Origin of the sequence: Companilactobacillus futsaii JCM 17355, assembly GCF_001435505.1 — a bacterium.
Lineage (GTDB): Bacteria > Bacillota > Bacilli > Lactobacillales > Lactobacillaceae > Companilactobacillus > Companilactobacillus futsaii.
In genome coordinates this window covers 1-20,373 of record NZ_AZDO01000052.1, presented here as the reverse complement: position 1 = coordinate 20,373, position 20,373 = coordinate 1, and the positions used below count along the sequence as shown (strand labels likewise).

Genomic DNA, 20,373 nt, shown 5'->3' with positions numbered 1-20,373 from the left:
TGAACTTTCGGTTTGGTCTATTTTTTTTATTATTATAGATTTAAAGACGGTATATTAGCGATTGGACTTTTTTTAAGTGATTTTAGTGGGTGGATACTCATTATTTCAAAAATTGCTTAAATCGCCTGATATTTGGTTCTAAGTTGTCTTTTATTGTGAAAACAACTATAATATTGTTATGTCATTAATGGATAAATCTAATAAATAGGGTGTTACTATGTCTGAAAAAATTAAGCTAGAAACTGAATTCATTACTTTAGGTCAACTATTGAAAGATACCGGAGTCATTGCTACTGGCGGTCAAGCCAAATGGTTCTTACGAGAAAATTCAGTGTTACTTAATGGCAGTCCTGAAGATCGCCGTGGTAAGAAGTTGCGTTCTGGGGACGTCGTCGTTGTTGGTGAGCAAACTTTTGAAATTGAATAAATGTTTGTTAAAGAATTAAAACTTCAAAATTATCGCAACTACGAATCCTTAAACGTCAATTTTTCACCCGCAATCAATGTTTTTTTGGGAGAGAATGCTCAAGGCAAGACCAATTTATTAGAGTCTATGTACTTTTTAGCTCTGACGAGAAGTCATCGGACTAGCAATGACAAGGATTTAATTAGATGGGGCAGTGATTTTGCCAGAATTTCTGGGACAGTGATCAAAGATAATTCCAGTCGTTTGAAATTAGACTTGGTCATTAGCAAGTCAGGTAAAAAAGCGAAATTGAATAATTTAGAACAACGTAAGTTATCCAGTTATATCGGTAATTTGAATGTTGTTCTTTTTTCGCCCGAAGACCTTTCAATCGTTAAGGGCAATCCCGGGATTCGTCGCAAATTCATTGATATGGAATTTGGCCAAATGTCCGCTCAATATTTGAAGACAATGAGCCAATTCAAAGCTGTTTTAAAGCAAAGAAATGCCTATTTAAAAAAACTTCAACATCATCAAGCAAACGATATGATTTATTTAGACGTTTTGTCGGATCAGTTTTCGGCATATTGTGCTGAAGTTATTTTTTCGCGGTTACAGTTTTTACAGAAATTGCAAAATCACATTGAAAAGATTCATGGAAACATAACTGAGAATAATGAAAATCTCAAAATTGTTTACAAAACTTTTTTCAATGTTGAGGGAAAATCTCTTGAAAATATTTATGATACTTTCAAAGATAATTTCAAACAGAACTATCAAAAAGAAATCAAACGTGGTGTGACTTTATTTGGACCACATCGTGATGATATTAAATTCTTAGTCAATGAGAAGAATGTTCAAGATTTCGGCTCTCAAGGTCAACAGCGTTCAGTTGCTTTGAGCTTGAAATTAGCCGAAGTCGAGTTAATTAAAGATCAGGTAGGGGATTATCCGATATTATTGTTGGACGATGTTTTATCTGAATTAGACCATAAAAGACAGACTCATTTGTTGTCGTCCATTAAGAAAGGTATTCAAACTTTCATTACGACAACTTCAATTGACGATGTCGATCCAGAATTAGTTAAAAATCCTAATATTTTAAATATTAATAATGGCAAAGTTCAACAGGAGGAGATTTAATGGCTGAAGACAGAAAAGCTGAGCTAGAAAAAAGAGAAGAACAAGTCGAAGAATACGACGCGAGTCAAATTCAAGTTCTTGAAGGACTAGAGGCTGTTCGTAAACGTCCTGGTATGTATATTGGGTCGACTAGTAAACAAGGTTTACACCATCTTGTTTGGGAAATTATTGATAATGGTATTGATGAAGCTTTAGCTGGTTTTGCTACAAAAATCGAAGTGACTGTTGAACCAGATAATTCCATTACCGTAACTGATGATGGTCGTGGTATCCCAGTTGATATTCAAAAGAAGACAGGAAAGCCTGCTCTAGAAACTGTTTATACTATCTTGCATGCCGGTGGTAAATTCGGTGGCGGCGGATATAAGGTTTCTGGTGGTTTGCACGGTGTTGGTGCTTCCGTAGTTAATGCTTTGAGTAGTGAACTAGATGTTCAAGTTGTTCGTGGCGGTAAACGTTACGGCATCGATTTTGAACGTGGAAAAGTTAAACATTCAATGCATGTCTTAGGCGACGCTAATGAATTCGATCATGGAACTCGAGTTCATTTCGTACCTGATCCAGATATTTTTACGGAAACAACTGTTTACGATGACAAAGTTTTAACAACTAGAATTCGTGAATTGGCTTTCTTAAATAAAGGATTAAAACTTACATTTACTGATAAAAGAGCTGATACAGCTGAAAAATTAGTCTTCCACTATGAAGGTGGAATTAGAAGTTACGTTGAATACTTGGATAAGGAAAAAGACGTTTTATTCGACCAACCAATCTATCTTGAGGGCGTTCAAGATGGAATCACAGTTGAAGTTTCCTTGCAGTATACTGACGAATTCCATACTAATTTGATGACTTTTGCTAATAACATTCATACTTATGAAGGTGGTACTCATGAAGTAGGTTTCAAGACTGCTTTGACACGTGTTATTAACGATTATGCTCACAAAAATAAATTATTAAAAGACACTGAAAAATTATCTGGTGAAGATGTTCGTGAAGGAATGACAGCTGTTGTTTCTATCAAGCACCCGGATCCACAATTTGAAGGTCAAACTAAGACAAAATTAGGAAATTCCGATGCAAGAACTATCACTGACCGTCTATTCAGTGAACATTTCTCTAAATTCTTAATGGAAAATCCTGACATTGCTAAGAAGATTGTTGAAAAAGGTTCACTTGCTACTAAAGCACGTTTGGCTGCCAAGAGAGCTCGTGAAGTAACTAGAAAGCAAAATGGTCTAGAAATCAGTAATCTTCCTGGTAAATTAGCTGATAACTCAAGTAAAGATCCAGAAATTTCCGAATTATTCATCGTCGAAGGTGATTCAGCCGGTGGTTCTGCTAAAACTGGTCGTTCACGTTTGACTCAAGCTATTTTGCCAATTAGAGGTAAGATTTTGAATGTTGAAAAAGCTTCGATGGACAAAATTTTAGCTAATGAAGAAATTAGGACGCTCTTTACAGCTATGGGTACTGGTTTTGGAGAAGATTTCGATATTTCTAAAGCTAGATATCACAAAGTTATTATCATGACCGATGCTGATGTCGATGGGGCCCACATTAGAACCTTGTTATTGACATTGCTTTATAGATACATGCGTCCGGTCGTTGATGCAGGATATGTTTATATCGCCAAGCCACCTTTGTATCAAGTTCGTCAAGGTAAGATGATGAGATACTTTGATACTGATAAAGAAAAAGATGACTTCGTTGAACAATTGCCACCAAAGCCAGAACCAAAGATTCAACGTTACAAGGGTCTTGGTGAAATGGATGCTGACCAATTGTGGGAAACAACTATGGACCCAGAAAAGAGAAGATTGGATCGTGTTAACTTGGATGACGCTATCGAAGCTAACAAGATTTTCTCAATGTTGATGGGTGACAAAGTTGAACCTAGAAGAGAATTCATTGAAGCAAATGCACGTTATGCAGAAGTAGATTATTAAGGAGGATGGCAATTTAATGGCAGATCATAGAATAGAAAATGTTAACTTGACAGAAGTCATGAAGAATTCCTTCGTTGACTACGCTGCTAGTGTTATCGTGTCACGTGCGCTACCAGACGTTCGTGATGGCCTCAAACCAGTTCATCGTCGTATTCTTTATGGTATGAATGAATTAGGTGTTACACCTGATAAACCATACAAGAAGAGTGCTCGTTTCGTTGGTGACATCATGGGTAAATATCACCCCCACGGGGATTCCGCTATTTATGAATCAATGGTTAGAATGGCGCAGGATTTCAGTTACCGTTATCCACTAGTTGATGGACACGGAAACTTTGGTTCAATCGATGGTGATCCACCTGCTGCTATGCGTTATACCGAAGCTAGAATGAGTAAAATGGCAGTTGAAATGTTGCGTGATATCAACAAAGATACTGTTGACCTTATTCCTAATTATGATGGTGAAGAAAAAGAACCAACTGTTTTACCAGCTAGATTCCCTAATCTTTTGGTTAACGGAGCTACTGGTATTGCCGTTGGTATGACAACTAATATTCCATCACACAACTTAAAAGAAGTTATCGATGCTTTGCACATTTTGATGAGAAACAAAGATGCAACTGTTGCTGACTTGATGAAAGCAATTCCCGGACCTGACTTCCCAACTGGTGGTATCATCATGGGCCGTTCTGGTATTAGAAAAGCCTACGAACATGGTCGTGGAACAATTATCTTGCGTGCCAAAGTTGATGTTGTAACGAAGAAGAGTGGCGCTGAGCAAATCATCGTGACTGAACTTCCATACATGGTCAACAAAGCCAAATTAGTTGAAAGAATCGCTGATTTAGCTCGTGAAAAGAAAATTGAAGGAATCACTGATCTAAACGATGAATCTGACCGTGAAGGTATGCGTATCGTTATCGATCTTCGTCGTGATATGAGTGCTTCAGTCGTTTTGAACAATCTTTATAAATTGACCCAACTTCAAATTTCTTATGGTATCAACATGGTTGCTATCGTTGGCAAAACACCTAAGGTCTTCTCACTAAAAGGTGTTTTGGTTGAATATTTGAAGCACCAAGAAGTTGTTATTAGAAGAAGAACTGAATATGAATTGAGACGTGCTCAAGCTCGTGCTCATATTCTAGAAGGTTTAAGAATTGCTTTGGACCACATTGATGAAATCATCAAGATCATCCGTGGCTCTCAAACTTCAGCTGTAGCTAAGCAAACTTTGATGGACAGTTTCAAACTATCTGACAAACAATCACAAGCCATCCTAGATATGCGTTTGGTTCGTTTGACAGGTTTGGAACGTGACAAAGTTGAAGCTGAATATCAAGACTTGTTAACTAAGATTGCTGACTACAAAGATATTTTGGCTACGCCTGAACGTGTTGATAAGATCATCTATGATGAATTGCTTGAAATTCAAGAAAAATTCGGGGATGACAGAAGAACGGAAATTCGTGCTAGTGAAGTTGCTAACATCGAAGACGAAGATTTGATTGAAGAAGAAAACATCTTAGTTGTTTTGACACATAATGGTTATATCAAACGTTTGTCAGCGGATGAATTCCGTGTTCAAAATCGTGGTGGCCGTGGTGTTCAAGGAATGGGTGTTCACGACGATGATTTCATTGAACAAATGATTTATACATCAACTCATGACCGTCTATTATTCTTCACTAATGCTGGTAAAGTTTACCGTATCAAGGGTTATGAGGTTCCTGAATATGGACGAACAGCCAAAGGGATTCCAGTTATTAACTTGTTGAACATCGAAAAAGGCGAGAAGATTCAAACAGTTATCAATGTCGACAAAGATGTTGATCCAGAGAAATCGTTCTTGTTCTTTGTTACTAAGCAAGGAACTGTTAAACGTACTCCTGTAACTGACTTTGCCAATATTAGACATTCCGGCCTTCGTGCTATTACACTAAAAGACGAGGATGAATTAACTAATGTCTTCTTGACTGATGGTGAAAAAGTTATCGTTATCGGTACTCACAAGGGTTATGCTGTGACATTCAAGGAAAGTGATGTTCGTCCAATGGGAAGAACTGCTGCTGGTGTTCGTGGTATTAAATTGCGTGACGAAGACTATGTTATTGGTTCATCGATTGCTGAAGCCGGTCAAGAGGTTTTAACTATCTCTGAAAAGGGTTATGGTAAGAGAACTTCTGTTGAAGAATATCCAGTTAAAGGTCGTGGTGGTAAAGGTATCAAGACTGCCAACGTTACCGAAAAGAATGGTCCAATTGCTGGCTTGATGGTCGTTAATGGTGATGAAGACATCATGTTGATTACGGACAAAGGTGTTATGATTCGTTTTGAAGTTCAAAGCGTTTCACAAACTGGTCGTGCAACATTAGGTGTTAGATTGATCAAGGTTGACGATGATTCAATCGTTTCAACTATGACTAAAATTGCTGAAGATGAATCAGATTCAGACGATGATGATTCAACTGAAACAACAGATACAACAACTGAAAATAAAGAAAATTAAAAGATAATCGTTTCTGCGTAATTTGATTATGTATCCAAAAGAGGATGCGTGTCAGGCAGGAACGATTTTTTTGTTTTTAGTTCTAGTAATTCTAAGAAGTTTATGATAAACTTATACTTCGTGAGTATAAAATGTAGTTAATTTATGCTCCTTGTTCTTTCAAAAAGAGAGAACCATTAGACCATAAGGAGGTGTACAGTCATGGCTGAAGCACATTACGAAATCACATATATCATTAAACCTGATATGGAAGAAGACGCAAAGAAGGCAATGATCGATCGTTTCGATAAGATCATTACTGACAACGGCGCCAAAGTAATCGACTCAAAAGACTGGGAAAAGAAACGTTTAGCATACGAAATTGCTAATTATAAAGAAGGTATCTACCACATTATCAACGTAGATGCTGAAAACGATGAAGCAATTAACGAATTCGACCGTCTTTCAAAGATCGAAGATAACATTCTTCGTCACATGATCGTTAGACGCGAAGACTAATCTTGTTTCACGTGAAACAATTTAAGGAGGCAGATAAATGATTAATCGAGTAGTTTTAGTTGGACGCCTGACACGTGATCCAGAATTAAGATATACTGCTAATGGAGCAGCGGTTGCCAGTTTTACAGTTGCTGTAAACAGACAATTTACTAATTCTCAAGGTGAACGTGAAGCCGATTTTATCAATTGTGTCATTTGGAGAAAAGCTGCCGAGAATTTTTCTAATTTCACTAATAAAGGTTCTCTTGTAGGTATTGATGGACGTCTTCAAACACGTAACTATGAAAACCAACAAGGACAACGAGTATACGTAACAGAAGTAGTTGTAGAAAACTTCTCCTTGTTAGAATCTCGTGCCGAAAGTGAAAAGAGAAACGCCGGTAACAATTCCAATCAAGCACCTAGCTATAATAACAACAATCAATCAAGTCAGTCTCCGTTTGGAAATAATAATAACAATTATGGAAATAATGCTGGCAACAGTAATTTCGATAATAGTAACAACAATTCTAATAACAATAATCAATCTAACAATTCTAACAATAATAGTGGCGATCCTTTTGCTAACAATAGCAAACCGATTGACATTTCTGATGATGATTTACCATTTTAATATAGAAGGGAGCAATCTATAATGGCCCAACAAAGAAGAGGCGGACGTAGAAGACGTAAAGTTGACTTCATCGCTGCTAACCATATCGAATACATCGATTACAAAGATACAGAATTACTTAAGAGATTTATCTCAGAACGTGGTAAGATTTTGCCAAGACGTGTTACAGGTACAAGTGCTAAGAACCAACGTAAGCTTACTGTAGCTATCAAGAGAGCAAGAATCATGGCTCTATTACCATTCGTTGCTGAAGACTAATTCTTCACAATTAATTAAAGATCACTTTGATGGTGGTCTTTTTTTTTACACGCTCTTTGCGGCTTTGCCGCTTAGAGCGTGTTATGCAAGCGACCTTGCGTCGTCTTGCGAACCATTTGTTTTAGCTTCGCCGCTTAGAGCGTGTTATGCCACGACCTTGCGTTGATTCTCAAATCAAATAAAAACCTAACATCAAGCATCTTTTTAGAAGGACAATAATCTCGATCTAAAAAGATGCTTTTTCTAGTCCTAAAATGATTAAATCAGCAACATTAATGATATCGCTTACTAAATTATGTCATATATATTTGACAAAAAATACAATGAGATTGTATACTATTAATGTAAAATATATATGACATTTTTTTGAAGGAAAAAAGGTGTAGTTATGAATCATGTTCGTGAATATCGTCGTGCTCAGAAGTTATCACAAATGGCACTGGCGGAAAAAGTCGGTGTAGCTCGTCAAACGATTAATCTAATTGAAAATGATAAATACAATCCATCGTTAGATTTATGTTTGAAATTGGCCTGGGAATTGAACACGGACTTAAATACGTTATTTTGGAGAGATAAAAAAGAAAGTTAAAGTATGTTTAAAATTAAGGGGATGGAACGCATGAAAAAGCTAGATAAAAAACTCATCAAATGGTTCATTGGGAAAAACGTCTTCGTAGATGAAAGAATCCAAAAAGAAGTTGGCATCTTCGCTACTAGAACGGTATTTGTTCTGTTTGTCTTTGAATTATTATTTGGTTTTGGAATTGTTGTTTATGCGTCAAACAGTCAAATTGCAGATTTTGAAACCTTGTTTTATATATCCACTTTTGTTCAAGCTATTGGAGTACTCTTTCTCGTCTATGGATTCATGCTCATTCCTATGGCTAAGAAAAGACTCCTCGTAAAAGAGGTCAGTCCAGAAGATAAAAAGGAATTTGTTAAAAGACTACAGCACAGTTGGGTCAGAATAGCACCACTTGAATTTGTTGGCTTTTGGATATTGCACTCTTTATTCTATTTTAATGAAGGTTTTTTTAATGTTTTATTCAGTTTTAAAGAGATAATTTCAGCTTTGATTTTCACAATTTTTTTCACACTTTTTATGTCTCTTTATGAAAAAATGCATGTAAAAACTATCAAAGATGATGAATAAATAATCAGCATCAGGATTCTCAAAGTATGTCAGGAATTCTGGCGTTTTTGTTTCTAAAAATTACCGATTTTAAGATTTGATTTTCAGTGTAATATATAGAAGAAAGAAGAAGTCGGCTGTGATAAAATTAAGGGGTATATCTAAGAGGGGACTAATATGAAAAAGATAAAAGCTAATCTGAAATTCTTCCTTTCTCGAGTTGATCATTCAACTCAATTAACAGCGGTCTCTTTGATTGTGATGTTGTTTTCGATTTTAATCGTTGGCTTGATTCACGGTTCTATTGCCGGCTATATTCAAGCTATCTTAGTGATTATTTCGTTGGTTTTATTTGTTTATCTCTTCCTTTTATTAGGTGAGAAAGCAGGTAAATATACTAACAATCTGCAATATCGAATTGATCGGGGAACAGATAACAGTTTCGTTGAATATCCTTTGGGCATACTTTTATACGATACTGATAAACAGATTCAATGGGTAAATCCTTACTTTGTCGAAAAGACGGGCTTTAATCCATCTAACAGTATGACGATTGCGGACGTTTCGGCTCAATTATCAAGTTTGGTCGATGATGTGGGTCATACTGATAATCGTACTATTCAAATAGATGACAAAGATTTTTTGGTACAAATCCAACCAGAATTAAAAGTGATTTATTTGTTTGATATTACGCATTATTCAAAAATTGAAAAAAGATATGAAGATAATCGTTCGGTTATTGGTCAAGTCTATTTGGATAATTATGCCGAAATTACTCAATCAATGAGTGATCGGGATATTTCTAATTTGGACAACTACGTTACTAACGAATTGTCGAATTGGGCTTTTGATCAACAGATGTTCTTGAAACGAATTGATGATGACCATTTCTTTATCATGGCTTATACGGGTAAAATCTTTACAATGGAGAAAAATGGTTTTAAAATTCTTGATACGATTCGTGAATATACTTCGCAACAAAATGTGCCTTTGACATTGAGTATGGGTTTCTCTTATGGTATTGATGATTTGGATAAATTAAACACTGAAGCTCAGAAGAACCTTAACTTAGCATTAGGTCGTGGAGGCGATCAAGTCGTTGTTAAGGAAATCGGTGAGAAAGCTCGTTTCTACGGTGGAAATACTGATCCAATGGAAAAGAGAACTCGTGTCCGGGCTCGAATGATCAGTGAAGCCTTGCAAGAATTGCTGAAAGATAGTGATCAAGTTATCGTTATGGGTCACTCACATCCCGATATGGATGTTTTGGGATCATCTTTAGGTATCAGACGAATTTCTTTGATGAATAATACACCATGTAAAATTGTCATCAATCCTAATACATTGCATTCTGATGTCAGTCGACTTTTGGCAATGGCTAAAGAAGAACCAGATATTCAAAAGGATATCATTTCACCTGATGAGTCAGTTGCAATAAAAACACCAAAGACTTTGATCGTGATGGTCGACCATTCTAAGCAAAGTATTTCCATCAACCCTAATTTGATCGACGGCGATAATAACAAAGTTGTTGTGATCGATCATCATAGACGTGGTGAGGAATTCCCAGAAAATCCAATGTTGATCTATATTGAACCATATGCTTCATCAACTAGTGAATTGATTACAGAAATGCTCGAATATCAACCTAAGAATAAGAAGGCTATCGAAAAAATTGAAGCCACAGCATTATTGGCTGGAATCACAGTCGATACGAAGTCATTCTCGCTTAGAACTGGTACGAGAACTTTCGATGCCGCTAGTTACTTACGTTCTGTGGGTGCTGACGAAGCTATCATCCAAAACGTTTTGAAAGAAAATGTCGACTCATATATTCAGAAGAGTCATTTGATTGAAACAATTACGATGGTCAATGGTAATATGGCAGTATGTTTCGGTGAAGAGGATAAGACTTATGATCCTGTCATCGTAGCTCAAGCGGCTGATACGTTGTTGTCACTAGATAACGTTGAGGCATCATTTGTCATTAGCAAACGTCCTGATGGTCGAGTAGGGATTTCGGCTAGAAGTTTGGGAAATGTTAATGTGCAAGTTATTATGGAAAAACTTGGTGGTGGTGGACACTTATCTGATGCCGCAACGCAGATTTCAGATGCTACGGTAGAAGACGCCAAGGAACAATTAGTTGCAGTTTTGACTGATTCGGAGAAGAAATAGAGGAGGACTAAGAATGAAAGTTATTTTCCTAGAAGATGTTAGAGGTAAAGGTAAAAAGGGTGAATTAAAAAACGTTGCTGACGGTTATGCCCAAAACTTTTTAATTAAAAATAAGAAAGCTATAGAAGCTACTAAACAAAACGTTGCTAAATTAAGAGCTGAACAAAACCGTGAAGCTAAAGATTATGAAGCAGAAAAAGAAGAAGCTAAAAAAATCAAAGTGCAAATTGAAGATGACAAGACAGTCGTTGAAATTTTGGCTAAGGCTGGAGCCGACGGTCGTCTCTTTGGTTCAGTAACAACTAAGAAGATTGCTGAAGAATTAAATAAACAATACGGACTCAAAGTTGATAAGCACAAGATGGTACTTTCTGACGGCGTTAAATCACTTGGATACATCAATGTACCTGTGAAGTTGTTTGAAGGTGTCGAAGCTACCATCAGAGTTCACGTTGCTGAAAAGAAGTAGGATATAAATGAATAATGATATAACTTCAAGAATACCGCCCAATGATAAGGATGCTGAGCAAGCCGTATTAGGAGCGGTTTTTCTAAGTCAGGATGCTTTAATTGAAGCGATGGAATACGTTGAAGCAGATGATTTTTATCAACATGCTAATCAATTAGTATTCCAAGCGATGATGAATTTGAACGATGCTGAAGAGCCAGTCGATGTCGTGACGGTTCAAAATGAATTGGATCGGGCAAATCAAATTGAGGATATTGGTGGAGTTAGTTATTTGGCAGAATTAGCTAATGCTGTTCCCACAGCAGCCAATACGACTTATTACGCTAAGATCGTTAAAAATAAATCAACTTTGAGACGTTTGATCAATGCCGCAACGGGAATTGTTCAACGCAGTTTTGATGAAGATGAAGACATTGACAGTATCATCGACCAATCTGAAAGAGAAATCATGGATGTATCGGAGAATCGAAATCACAAAGGTTTTCGTCGTATCTCCGATGTTGTTAAGGCTTCTTTTGAAGAAATCGATAAATTATATGACCAAGATAGTGATGTTACTGGTCTTTCTACTGGTTACAAAGACCTTGATGCGATGACGACTGGTTTGCACAAGGATGAATTGATTATTTTGGCCGCTCGTCCTGGTGTTGGTAAAACAGCTTTCGTTCTAAATGTGGCTCAAAATGCTGCTACTAAGTCTAATGCCACAGTAGCGATGTTTTCCCTAGAAATGAGTGCTGAGTCGTTAGTTAACCGTATGCTATGTTCTGAAGGTAGCATCGACGCAAATGCTCTGAGAACGGGTAAATTGGACGAGAATCAATGGAATAGTTTGGTAGTTGCAATGGGAAGTTTATCCCGGACCAATATTTACATTGATGACACTCCTGGTATCAAGATGGCAGAAATTAGATCTAAATGTCGTCGACTTTTGAAAGAAAGTGGTCATTTGGACTTAGTAGTTATTGATTATTTGCAATTAATCGAAGGAACTGGTCAAGAAAATCGACAACAAGAAGTTTCTGTTATTTCTCGTAATTTAAAAAAATTAGCTAAGGAACTCCATGTGCCAGTAATCGCATTATCACAGCTTTCCCGTGGTGTCGAAGCTCGTCAGGATAAAAGACCGATGTTGTCAGATATCCGTGAATCTGGTTCAATTGAACAGGATGCGGATATCGTTGCCTTTCTTTATCGTGATGATTATTATCGTGATGAAGATGGGGATGACAATAACGAGGAAGAACCTGAAGACCAAGATGTCGGTGAAGTTGAAGTAATCATCAGTAAGAACCGTTCAGGTCCACGTGGAACGGCCAAGTTATTGTTCGTGAAATCTTATAATAAGTTTTCATCGATAGCGAATATTCCAGAAAATTAAATAGTGTAGGTGTAGAAGAAATGACGACAGTTGTTGTAGTAGGTACCCAATGGGGCGATGAAGGTAAAGGTAAGATTACCGATTATTTCAGTGGTGAAGCTAATATTATTGCACGTTACCAAGGTGGAGATAATGCCGGCCACACTTTGAATATCGATAACAACGTTTACAAATTAAGATCCGTTCCTTCAGGTATTTTGTATTCAGATAAAACTAGTGTTATTGGAAATGGGGTTGTTTTAAACCTCGAATCACTTCAAGAAGAATTGAATCGTCTCCACGAACAAGGAGTAGATACAACTAATTTGAAGATTTCTAACCGCGCTCAATTGATTTTGCCTTATCACATTCAATTAGATAAGTTGCAAGAACAAGCTAAGGGGGATTCTAAAGTTGGTACTACTAACCGTGGAATTGGACCTGCATATACTGACAAAGCTTCACGTGTTGGTATCAGAATGGCTGATATTCTTGATAAAGACTTATTCAAAGAATTGTTGACACAAAATCTTGAACAAAAGAATGCATTGTTTACTAAAATTTATGGTGCTGAACCAATGAAGTTTGATGATATTTTTGAAAAATATTACCAAATTGGTCAAGACTTAAAAGAACGTGTTATCGATACTTCTGCCTACTTGAATAAAGAACTAAAGAATGGCAAAAATGTTCTATTTGAAGGTGCACAAGGAATCATGCTTGATATCGACCATGGTACTTATCCTTATGTTACTTCTTCAAATCCTGCGGGTGGTGTAACTACTGGTGCAGGTGTTGGTGCTCCTTTGATCGACAATGTGATTGGAGTCGTTAAAGCCTATACATCACGTGTCGGTGCAGGACCATTTCCTACAGAACAATTAAACAAGACAGGGGACTTCTTGCGTGAAGCAGGCCATGAATATGGAACTGTTACACATCGTCCTCGTCGTGTTGGCTGGATTGATTTGGTTGTTTTGAAGCATTCATGTAACGTGGCTGGTGTGACACACTTGTCATTGAACTGCTTGGATGTTTTGACTGGCCTAGATGAAATCAAAGTCTGCACCGGCTATGACTTAAATGGTAAGATTATTGACGAATATCCTGCTAACTTGAATGTTTTAGCTAAGTGCAAACCTGTTTACAAGACCTTCAAAGGTTGGACTGAAGACATGACTCAAGCTAAGAGCCTCAACGACTTGCCACAACAAGCTAGAGACTATCTAGACTTCATCAAAGACCAATTAGGCGTTGAATACGCTACTGTTTCGGTTGGTCCTGATCGTGAACAAACTATTGAAGTAAATGATGTTTGGAAAAACTAATTATAAATTCTGAGTCACTGAGCGTAATACTTGGTGGCTTTTTTTGTTGCTGTTGTGTTTGAAAATCTAAATTCTTGCGTTTAAAGATAAACGTGTTAACATAATAAATACAAGTTAATAATAAAGTAACATATAAATTGGACATTTATGGAAGAAGGATTTTTTTATGACAAAATATGCAATCACAGGTTCAACTGGTCACTTTGGTCAAAATGCACTCAAAAAATTAGTTGAATTAGTTCCCGCTACAGATATAGTGGCTTTGGCTCGTAACACTCAAAAAGCACAAGCAATCGTACCTGAAGGCGTAGAAGTACGTTTGGGTGATTATAACGATGTGGGACAATTGACTGAATCACTTCAAGGTATTGATAAATTGCTCTTTATTTCATCACAACCCGGTGGAGAAGTTTCCCGCGCTACTCAGCATGAAAATGTCGTTACTGCCGCCAAAAATGCAAAAGTGAAATACATTGCCTATACTAGTTTCCCTCATGCTGATACAGCTACAGCTCCTTTAGCTGAGGATCACCAAATGACTGAGAAGTTGATCAAAGAATCAGGAATTGACTATTCATTTTTACGCAATAATTGGTATTTGGAAAATGAAGCCGATTCGTTAAAAAATGCTGCAACACAGGGACTAGTATATTCAGCCGCTGGTAAAGTCGGTTGGGCTTTGGAATCAGAGTATTCAGAAGCCGCTGCTTTAGTATTGGCTCAAACAAACCCTAAGAAGATTTATGAATTTGCGGGAAAGAGTCGAACTTATCAAGATTTAGCCGCTGCATTAAAAGTTAAAGCTATGAAATTAAGTGATTCAGAATACAGTCAAGTATTACAAAAAGCCGGAATGGATGAAGGAACGATTCAAGTGATTCTTTCCATTCAAGATTTGATCACTCAAGGTAATTTGGCAGAAGATACGAATGATTTGCCAGAAGTTTTAGGTAGAGAATTGACACCATTGTCAGAAGCACTCGAAACAATCGTTGGTAAATAATGTTTGTCAAACACCTGCTTTGTACCTTATGATATTAAGAAGTGTGAAGGAGTGATGATGTTGAAATTTTCCAGTAAATTGAGTGATGGCGTGCATATTTTGGCATACGTTGATATTTGTAAAGATGGTGATCTTTCAAGTACGGCAATCGCCAGCAGTATCGAGTCCAATCCCAGTTTAGTTAGACGCATGATGTCGAGATTGAAAAAAGCTGGATTATTACAAAGCGCACCTGGAAAAATTGCTCCTAAATTGTCTAGAAAAGCTTCTGAGATAACGTTGTTGGATGTTTACCGAGCTATTGAAGACAATCAAAACCTACTTCACGTTGATGAAAAAACTAATCCTAAATGTATCGTTGGTGGCAATATTCAAGATACATTGCGAGAAGTTTATCAAAAAGTCCAAAACGATGCGGAAGAAAGCATGTCACAGGTGAGTTTGCAAGATATTATTGATGGTATTTTGCGCAATAATGAGAATAAGAAATAAAATAAGCCCAGTCAGAACAAATTCTGATTAGGCTTATTTTATTAATTTTTAGAATCAGTCGAAATAATACCACGTTGCAAATTGATGAAATGTCCACTATTGCGGCTGAAAGTTAACGTATAGTAGTAACTGTTGTCTTTACTTAATTGCTTAATGTAAATCCTAGTATAGCGCGGAACATCAGAAACTTGATATCCGACGATACTAGAATTGCTGACTCGTGAGTTGGAATTTTTAGCTAGGGTGTACAAGCCAATATTGCTCTTGTCAGGATTCAAACCTAAGTTGATGGAGATCTGGTTAAAATTACCAGGTTCACTAGCATTAGTGGCCGTCAAATTGGAATTGATAATAGCCGTCTTTAATCGTTGCATGAAGGCATCTGCTTCAGTCGTACCAAACTTACCTAGTTCAATATCTTTAAAGATGTATTTTGGTGGATATTTGTTAGACTTGGTATTGAGATATTTAGCCGAAGTGATCGTATCTTCTTTGGAATAAAGGCGATAACGGTAGCTAACGATATTTTTTGTATCGTCATAACGGTTACAACTGACGGTGATATATTTTCCATGAGTATCTTTGCCGAAATTTAACAATGTCATCTTACCGATATAACGGTGTGACTTTTGATGAACCTTCTTTAATAAAGATTCTTCTTGGTCATTGGATAAAAATGACAGTTGTTTTGTATTATCATAGTCATCATTGATAGAACTGATTAAATTCAAAGCGTCCGTTTTAGAACTATTCAAGTCGGTCTTCAATGAAATGGCTTTGGGTGCGATGTCTTCGTCAATATTATTAGGATTAACTATCAAAGAGAACGGAATGGTTAAGCTAGAAATATCATTGATTGTTTTGTCTTTGATTTTTCCTAAATTAAGGGCGTATGAGAAAATAATGGCGATTAATAATAGGAAAATGACGATCCATTTTATATATGTTTTGTTTAATTTTTTCAAAATTTCCACCCTTTATTTGCAGGATAATTTACTATATATAATAACAAGATGAACTAGATATTTGGGGAAAATCATGAAAGATAAGAAAGATTTAAGGACTAAAACTAAATCTGAACGATATTTATTGATGGGTGCCGGAATTGTCGGAGTAATCACTGCCATCATTTTCTTTGTCATGCTCTCAAGAGGCGTCGTTAATGCGGTAGTTACGTCCAAGATATCTAGTCAATATCAGGATAAAGAATTAGAGGTTCTTAAGACTGATTTGAATTATAAGACTTTAGATTTCATTGGTAAATTGATTGATGTTAGTGATGGAGTCATCATTACTCCTGATAATGAGAAAAAGTATCAAGAACTTGAAGCTTACATTCAAGCCAGAAAAGACCGTTCTAAAGAAGTTAAGGCCTTTTATGATGGCAAGAGTCACTATAGAGATGACGTAACTGAAGCCAAGATCAACGACCTAGATAAAAAATTGTTGAAAGAAAAGAACCAAGATGTTTATCAAAAATTACGTAACAAGCTCGATACGATTCAAATTTGGTATGAACAGACTCAAGATGCTGATAAATATTTGAGTAAAACTTGGGATGGATTTAATTCTGATAAGGGTAGTCTGAGCTTTAAAAAAATTTCAATGGTCAACACTTATTATAAGTTGATCAAAAATAAGACAACTAAGAATCATTGGACTCAAGCGGTCAGTCAAATGGATAATTATTTTGCCAACAATAAAGGCGAAAGTTCTAAAGTAGCTGCAGCTAAAGAAGAGTTGGAAGCTTTGAAAAATTCACCACTCACGGAAAAGTATACGCCGGCTAATGTCGATATCGTTTCGAGTATGAATTCGACTACTGGAGCGTCAGATGCCTTAGATCAAGCTGGTATCACAAGTAAAAATGTGCTTTATTACAATTCAAGCAAGAATACTTTAGCGTTGATGACGAGAGTTTCTGGTAAGTATGTTGCTGAGGATGGTTATAGTAACGTTATTAGTTCAAAAGTAAGCTCTGGTAAGTATACAGTTAAAAAACTCGTGAATGCTAATAATTCTGATGTCGTTGTGACCGACAGTGATAGTAGTGATTTTGGCCAATATATCAGTAATGCAAGCATTAGTGAATTAACTTCAATGGGCTTAAATGATCCAGAGAATACAACGACTGACTTTAATTCAGCGACACCAGTCTTTTGGTTCAAGAACAATTCAGCTTTGACTAGTTCGATTTACTTTGGTGATAGTTCGACGATTGGCTTCATCTATGCTGGTTCGGCTAGTTATAACAATTCTACTGGAACGACATTCTTTGTTAATTAGGGGTAATTATGCGTAAGAAAAAGATGGAACATAAATTAATCAAAAAAAGAAAAAAATGGCCCTGGATTCTTCTGACATTAGTTTTACTAGTTATTTTAAGTGCCGGAGGTTTTTGGTGGAAATATGGCTATGAAATCAAGAATACGATTGCTGATGGATATTCTTACAGTCAGGGCTTGAAGAAATCTGATTTTCATCCCCGAAATTCGACCGTTATATACGACCGTAACGGCAAAGTAATCAAAAAATTAGCTCAATCGAGTTCGGATTACACACCAATCAAAGAGATCAATCCTAAAATCAGCAAGGGATTAGTTGATGTAGAAGATCAGCGTTTTTATATTCATCACGGTGTCGATCTCTATGCCATTATGCGTTCAGTTGGTTCAACCTTGTTGCATCGCCGAACTGAGGGTGGTTCAACTTTGACGCAGCAACTAGTTAAGAATGTTATCTTGCAAGATCAGTCGCAAAACTTAACTCGTAAACTCAAGGAAATGGTAATTGCCCAACAGTTAGAGAAGAAATTTACTAAGTCACAGATTTTAGAGTTTTATATTAATAATGTCTACATGGGACATGGTTCTTATGGCTTTAGCGCCGCTTCTGATTATTATTTCTCAGAGAATCAAAGTGATTTATCAATTGATAAAATAGCTATGTTAGTTGGCATTCCCAATAATCCAGTCTATTATGATCCAGTTCAATATCCAGAACGGACTAAAAAACGTCGGAATATGATTTTGTATATTTTTAACCAGCGAGGTTTGATTTCTAAAAAGACTTATCAAGCAGCACGCAAAAAACCATTAGGATTAAAACTTAACGAAAAGAAATACGATAACGATGTCTCTAATAATTATGCTTTGAGTTATGCAGTTTATTCTGCGACAGAGGAGTTAATGAAATCATCTGGATTTACAATGCGTTATGACTTTAAAGATGCGGCAGATCGTCAGGCATATGATACGAAATATCAACAAGAATATGAACGTGCTCATGGTCAATTGATGGATGGAGGATATTCAATTCAAACAACGATTGATATGAACGTTCAAAATAAAGTTGAGGACTTAATCAAACAAACTTATGCTTCATGTACTGGTCGAACGGCTAATGGTAAATTGACCCCACAAGTTTCTAGCACTGTAGTTGATAATAAAACTGGTGACGTTATAGCGGTAGTTGGTGGCAGAACGACTGATGGTGATCAATTTAATCGAACGATAAATGGGTATCATCAACCAGGTTCAACTGCTAAACCAATCGTGGCTTATGCACCTGCTTTTGAACGGGGATATTTACCGCAAAGTACAGTGATTGACTCGGCTGTAGGTAATCCAGTCGTACATAATTGGTATAGTGGCTATACTGGTAGTACAACGGTTCGTCACGCTCTAGAAAACTCGATCAATACTATCGCTTATAAATTAGCCGCCCAAGATACTAAAGGTACCTATTATGATGATATGGTCAAGATGGAATTTGCGCGTTTATCACCAACACAAAAATTAGATCCAAGACTAGCAATTGGATCCTTTAGAAATGGTGTAACAACGACGGAAATGGCTTCAGCGTACAGTTCATTTTCTCGTGGTGGGCAATTCATTCATCCTAGCAACATTTCCAGTATTTACGATAATGATAATGACCGTTACATTTATCAAAACACGCATATGAAAAAAGACGTTTACACTAAGAATGCTAGTTATATGATGATCAATACGATGCAATCGGTTATTAGTGATGGTTTGGGTAAAGATGCTGCTTTGGATAATTACAAATATACTGCTGGTAAGACTGGTTCAACTGATGATAACTATGATTCATATTTCGTTGGAATGACGCCAGACTTTACAATTGCTAATTGGACTGGTGATGATAAAAAAGAAGACAGTCTAAATGCATCAGAACGTCAACTTGCGATGAAGGCTTTTAAATCAGTCGGTGAGTATTTGGTCGATGAAATGAAGCAAAAGGATGTCGATTTCAAGAAGCCAAGTACTGTAACGGTCAGTGGTAATAATTTGTCAGTCAATACTAAAGCTGAAAAGCCAAGTATCCAAGATATCATTGACAATGACTTTTCTAAATACAATACTAATCAAGCTAATAAAAATGAGAATCGTTTGTACAATCTCGATTATCGAATCATTTATCATTTGACGAAAAAAGAAGAATTCAAACGTGAGCGTAAAGTTCAAAAAGCAATTGATAAATACAACGACAACCCAATTATTAAAGAATCGCAGTACAATAAGAAATTAGACGAATTACAGAAGATCCGTTATTTGAATAGCAATGTTAAACGTCAAAGTGCTAAAAATGACTTTAACAAGCAGATTTTGCAGCTTCAAAAGGATTTGAATTTGAGTCAAGCGATGTTCCAAGCTGCCAAAGATAATAAAAAGGTCGCTCAATATGAATCTGAAAAAGAAGCTATTGAAGAGCAACGTGAGAAGAAACGGCAAAACATGGTTGATAAACTAATGCCACAGTACAATTCACAGCTTCAAAAAGTAAAAGATGCTTATAAGAATAATGACGCTGACAAAGAGGATCAAAAGCAAAAATTGATCGACATTATGAATGAAATCAGAAGTTATGGTGGAAATGTCCCAGATCTAAAAATCGACAGTAATGGTAATTCCACTTCTACTACAAACTAAAAAGGGTCCTCTAGAAATCAATCTGGTTCTTTCTTAAGTTAGGTTAGTGCTGGATGTCGTCGTCCGTTCCGCTTTGTGGA

18 protein-coding genes are annotated in these 20,373 nt (G+C 36.5%); 17 read left to right on the top strand and 1 reads right to left on the bottom strand.

Annotated features, from left to right (window positions below; genetic code table 11):
* Nucleotides 1-217 precede the first annotated feature (217 nt).
* The 15 genes from yaaA (at nucleotide 218) to FC88_RS04955 (ending at nucleotide 15,338) form a co-directional block, all read left to right on the top strand.
* Entirely contained in the window at nucleotides 218-427 is a 210-nt protein-coding gene (gene yaaA, locus FC88_RS05025) for a S4 domain-containing protein YaaA (RefSeq protein ID WP_010017924.1), read from the top strand.
* On the top strand, nucleotides 428-1,549 hold the full coding sequence (gene recF, locus FC88_RS05020; RefSeq protein WP_057813420.1) for a DNA replication/repair protein RecF: 1,122 nt from the start codon (nucleotides 428-430) through the stop codon (nucleotides 1,547-1,549).
* Nucleotides 1,549-3,498, top strand: a complete 1,950-nt coding sequence (gyrB, locus tag FC88_RS05015) for a DNA topoisomerase (ATP-hydrolyzing) subunit B (protein ID WP_057813418.1) — start codon at nucleotides 1,549-1,551, stop codon at nucleotides 3,496-3,498. Before recF ends, gyrB begins: the two co-directional genes overlap by 1 nt.
* A 16-nt stretch (nucleotides 3,499-3,514) precedes the next feature.
* Entirely contained in the window at nucleotides 3,515-6,007 is a 2,493-nt protein-coding gene (gyrA, locus tag FC88_RS05010; protein ID WP_057813416.1) for a DNA gyrase subunit A, read from the top strand.
* A gap of 201 nt (nucleotides 6,008-6,208) precedes the next feature.
* Nucleotides 6,209-6,505 (top strand): 30S ribosomal protein S6, encoded by a 297-nt coding sequence (gene rpsF / locus FC88_RS05005; RefSeq protein ID WP_057813414.1) that lies wholly within the window; start codon nucleotides 6,209-6,211, stop codon nucleotides 6,503-6,505.
* A gap of 37 nt (nucleotides 6,506-6,542) precedes the next feature.
* Nucleotides 6,543-7,118 (top strand): single-stranded DNA-binding protein, encoded by a 576-nt coding sequence (gene ssb / locus FC88_RS05000; protein WP_057813412.1) that lies wholly within the window; start codon nucleotides 6,543-6,545, stop codon nucleotides 7,116-7,118.
* Nucleotides 7,119-7,139: 21 nt separating this feature from the next.
* The gene (gene rpsR, locus FC88_RS04995) at nucleotides 7,140-7,376 is read left to right on the top strand and encodes a 30S ribosomal protein S18 (protein ID WP_010017915.1); all 237 of its coding nucleotides are present in this window, start codon (nucleotides 7,140-7,142) and stop codon (nucleotides 7,374-7,376) included.
* Nucleotides 7,377-7,764: 388 nt separating this feature from the next.
* On the top strand, nucleotides 7,765-7,965 hold the full coding sequence (locus tag FC88_RS04990; RefSeq protein WP_057813410.1) for a helix-turn-helix transcriptional regulator: 201 nt from the start codon (nucleotides 7,765-7,767) through the stop codon (nucleotides 7,963-7,965).
* 3 nt (nucleotides 7,966-7,968) lie between these two features.
* A complete protein-coding gene (locus FC88_RS04985) occupies nucleotides 7,969-8,529 on the top strand; it encodes a DUF3278 domain-containing protein (RefSeq protein ID WP_149029768.1) in 561 nt (186 codons plus the stop codon).
* A 156-nt stretch (nucleotides 8,530-8,685) separates the two neighbouring features.
* Nucleotides 8,686-10,686, top strand: a complete 2,001-nt coding sequence (locus tag FC88_RS04980; protein WP_057813406.1) for a DHH family phosphoesterase — start codon at nucleotides 8,686-8,688, stop codon at nucleotides 10,684-10,686.
* A gap of 13 nt (nucleotides 10,687-10,699) precedes the next feature.
* Complete coding sequence (gene rplI, locus FC88_RS04975) at nucleotides 10,700-11,155, top strand: 50S ribosomal protein L9 (protein WP_057813404.1); 456 nt, start codon at nucleotides 10,700-10,702, stop codon at nucleotides 11,153-11,155.
* 7 nt (nucleotides 11,156-11,162) lie between these two features.
* Entirely contained in the window at nucleotides 11,163-12,536 is a 1,374-nt protein-coding gene (gene dnaB / locus FC88_RS04970) for a replicative DNA helicase (RefSeq protein WP_010017907.1), read from the top strand.
* A 20-nt stretch (nucleotides 12,537-12,556) separates the two neighbouring features.
* Complete coding sequence (locus FC88_RS04965; protein ID WP_057813402.1) at nucleotides 12,557-13,843, top strand: adenylosuccinate synthase; 1,287 nt, start codon at nucleotides 12,557-12,559, stop codon at nucleotides 13,841-13,843.
* Nucleotides 13,844-14,009: 166 nt separating this feature from the next.
* Nucleotides 14,010-14,846, top strand: coding sequence for an NAD(P)H-binding protein (locus tag FC88_RS04960; RefSeq protein ID WP_057813400.1), 837 nt, complete (start codon nucleotides 14,010-14,012; stop codon nucleotides 14,844-14,846).
* Nucleotides 14,847-14,906: 60 nt separating this feature from the next.
* Entirely contained in the window at nucleotides 14,907-15,338 is a 432-nt protein-coding gene (locus tag FC88_RS04955) for an Rrf2 family transcriptional regulator (RefSeq protein ID WP_057813453.1), read from the top strand.
* A 41-nt stretch (nucleotides 15,339-15,379) separates the two neighbouring features.
* Here FC88_RS04955 and FC88_RS04950 read toward each other — a convergent pair whose 3' ends face one another.
* Nucleotides 15,380-16,303 (bottom strand): hypothetical protein, encoded by a 924-nt coding sequence (locus FC88_RS04950; protein WP_057813398.1) that lies wholly within the window; start codon nucleotides 16,301-16,303, stop codon nucleotides 15,380-15,382.
* 73 nt (nucleotides 16,304-16,376) lie between these two features.
* On the opposite strand from FC88_RS04950, the gene FC88_RS04945 reads away from it, so the two are divergent.
* Together FC88_RS04945 and FC88_RS04940 are read left to right on the top strand one after the other, a co-directional pair.
* A complete protein-coding gene (locus FC88_RS04945; RefSeq protein ID WP_057813396.1) occupies nucleotides 16,377-17,624 on the top strand; it encodes a hypothetical protein in 1,248 nt (415 codons plus the stop codon).
* Nucleotides 17,625-17,632: 8 nt separating this feature from the next.
* Nucleotides 17,633-20,293, top strand: coding sequence for a transglycosylase domain-containing protein (locus FC88_RS04940; RefSeq protein ID WP_057813393.1), 2,661 nt, complete (start codon nucleotides 17,633-17,635; stop codon nucleotides 20,291-20,293).
* Nucleotides 20,294-20,373: the final 80 nt, after the last annotated feature.

Bases quoted from the DNA above. Each gene is read 5' to 3' on its own strand.
- yaaA (WP_010017924.1), top strand. From the start codon at position 218: ATGTCTGAAAAAATTAAGCTAGAAACTGAATTCATTACTTTAGGTCAA.
- recF (WP_057813420.1), top strand. From the start codon at position 428: ATGTTTGTTAAAGAATTAAAACTTCAAAATTATCGCAACTACGAATCC.
- gyrB (WP_057813418.1), top strand. From the start codon at position 1,549: ATGGCTGAAGACAGAAAAGCTGAGCTAGAAAAAAGAGAAGAACAAGTC.
- gyrA (WP_057813416.1), top strand. From the start codon at position 3,515: ATGGCAGATCATAGAATAGAAAATGTTAACTTGACAGAAGTCATGAAG.
- rpsF (WP_057813414.1), top strand. From the start codon at position 6,209: ATGGCTGAAGCACATTACGAAATCACATATATCATTAAACCTGATATG.
- ssb (WP_057813412.1), top strand. From the start codon at position 6,543: ATGATTAATCGAGTAGTTTTAGTTGGACGCCTGACACGTGATCCAGAA.
- rpsR (WP_010017915.1), top strand. From the start codon at position 7,140: ATGGCCCAACAAAGAAGAGGCGGACGTAGAAGACGTAAAGTTGACTTC.
- FC88_RS04990 (WP_057813410.1), top strand. From the start codon at position 7,765: ATGAATCATGTTCGTGAATATCGTCGTGCTCAGAAGTTATCACAAATG.
- FC88_RS04985 (WP_149029768.1), top strand. From the start codon at position 7,969: ATGTTTAAAATTAAGGGGATGGAACGCATGAAAAAGCTAGATAAAAAA.
- FC88_RS04980 (WP_057813406.1), top strand. From the start codon at position 8,686: ATGAAAAAGATAAAAGCTAATCTGAAATTCTTCCTTTCTCGAGTTGAT.
- rplI (WP_057813404.1), top strand. From the start codon at position 10,700: ATGAAAGTTATTTTCCTAGAAGATGTTAGAGGTAAAGGTAAAAAGGGT.
- dnaB (WP_010017907.1), top strand. From the start codon at position 11,163: ATGAATAATGATATAACTTCAAGAATACCGCCCAATGATAAGGATGCT.
- FC88_RS04965 (WP_057813402.1), top strand. From the start codon at position 12,557: ATGACGACAGTTGTTGTAGTAGGTACCCAATGGGGCGATGAAGGTAAA.
- FC88_RS04960 (WP_057813400.1), top strand. From the start codon at position 14,010: ATGACAAAATATGCAATCACAGGTTCAACTGGTCACTTTGGTCAAAAT.
- FC88_RS04945 (WP_057813396.1), top strand. From the start codon at position 16,377: ATGAAAGATAAGAAAGATTTAAGGACTAAAACTAAATCTGAACGATAT.
- FC88_RS04940 (WP_057813393.1), top strand. From the start codon at position 17,633: ATGCGTAAGAAAAAGATGGAACATAAATTAATCAAAAAAAGAAAAAAA.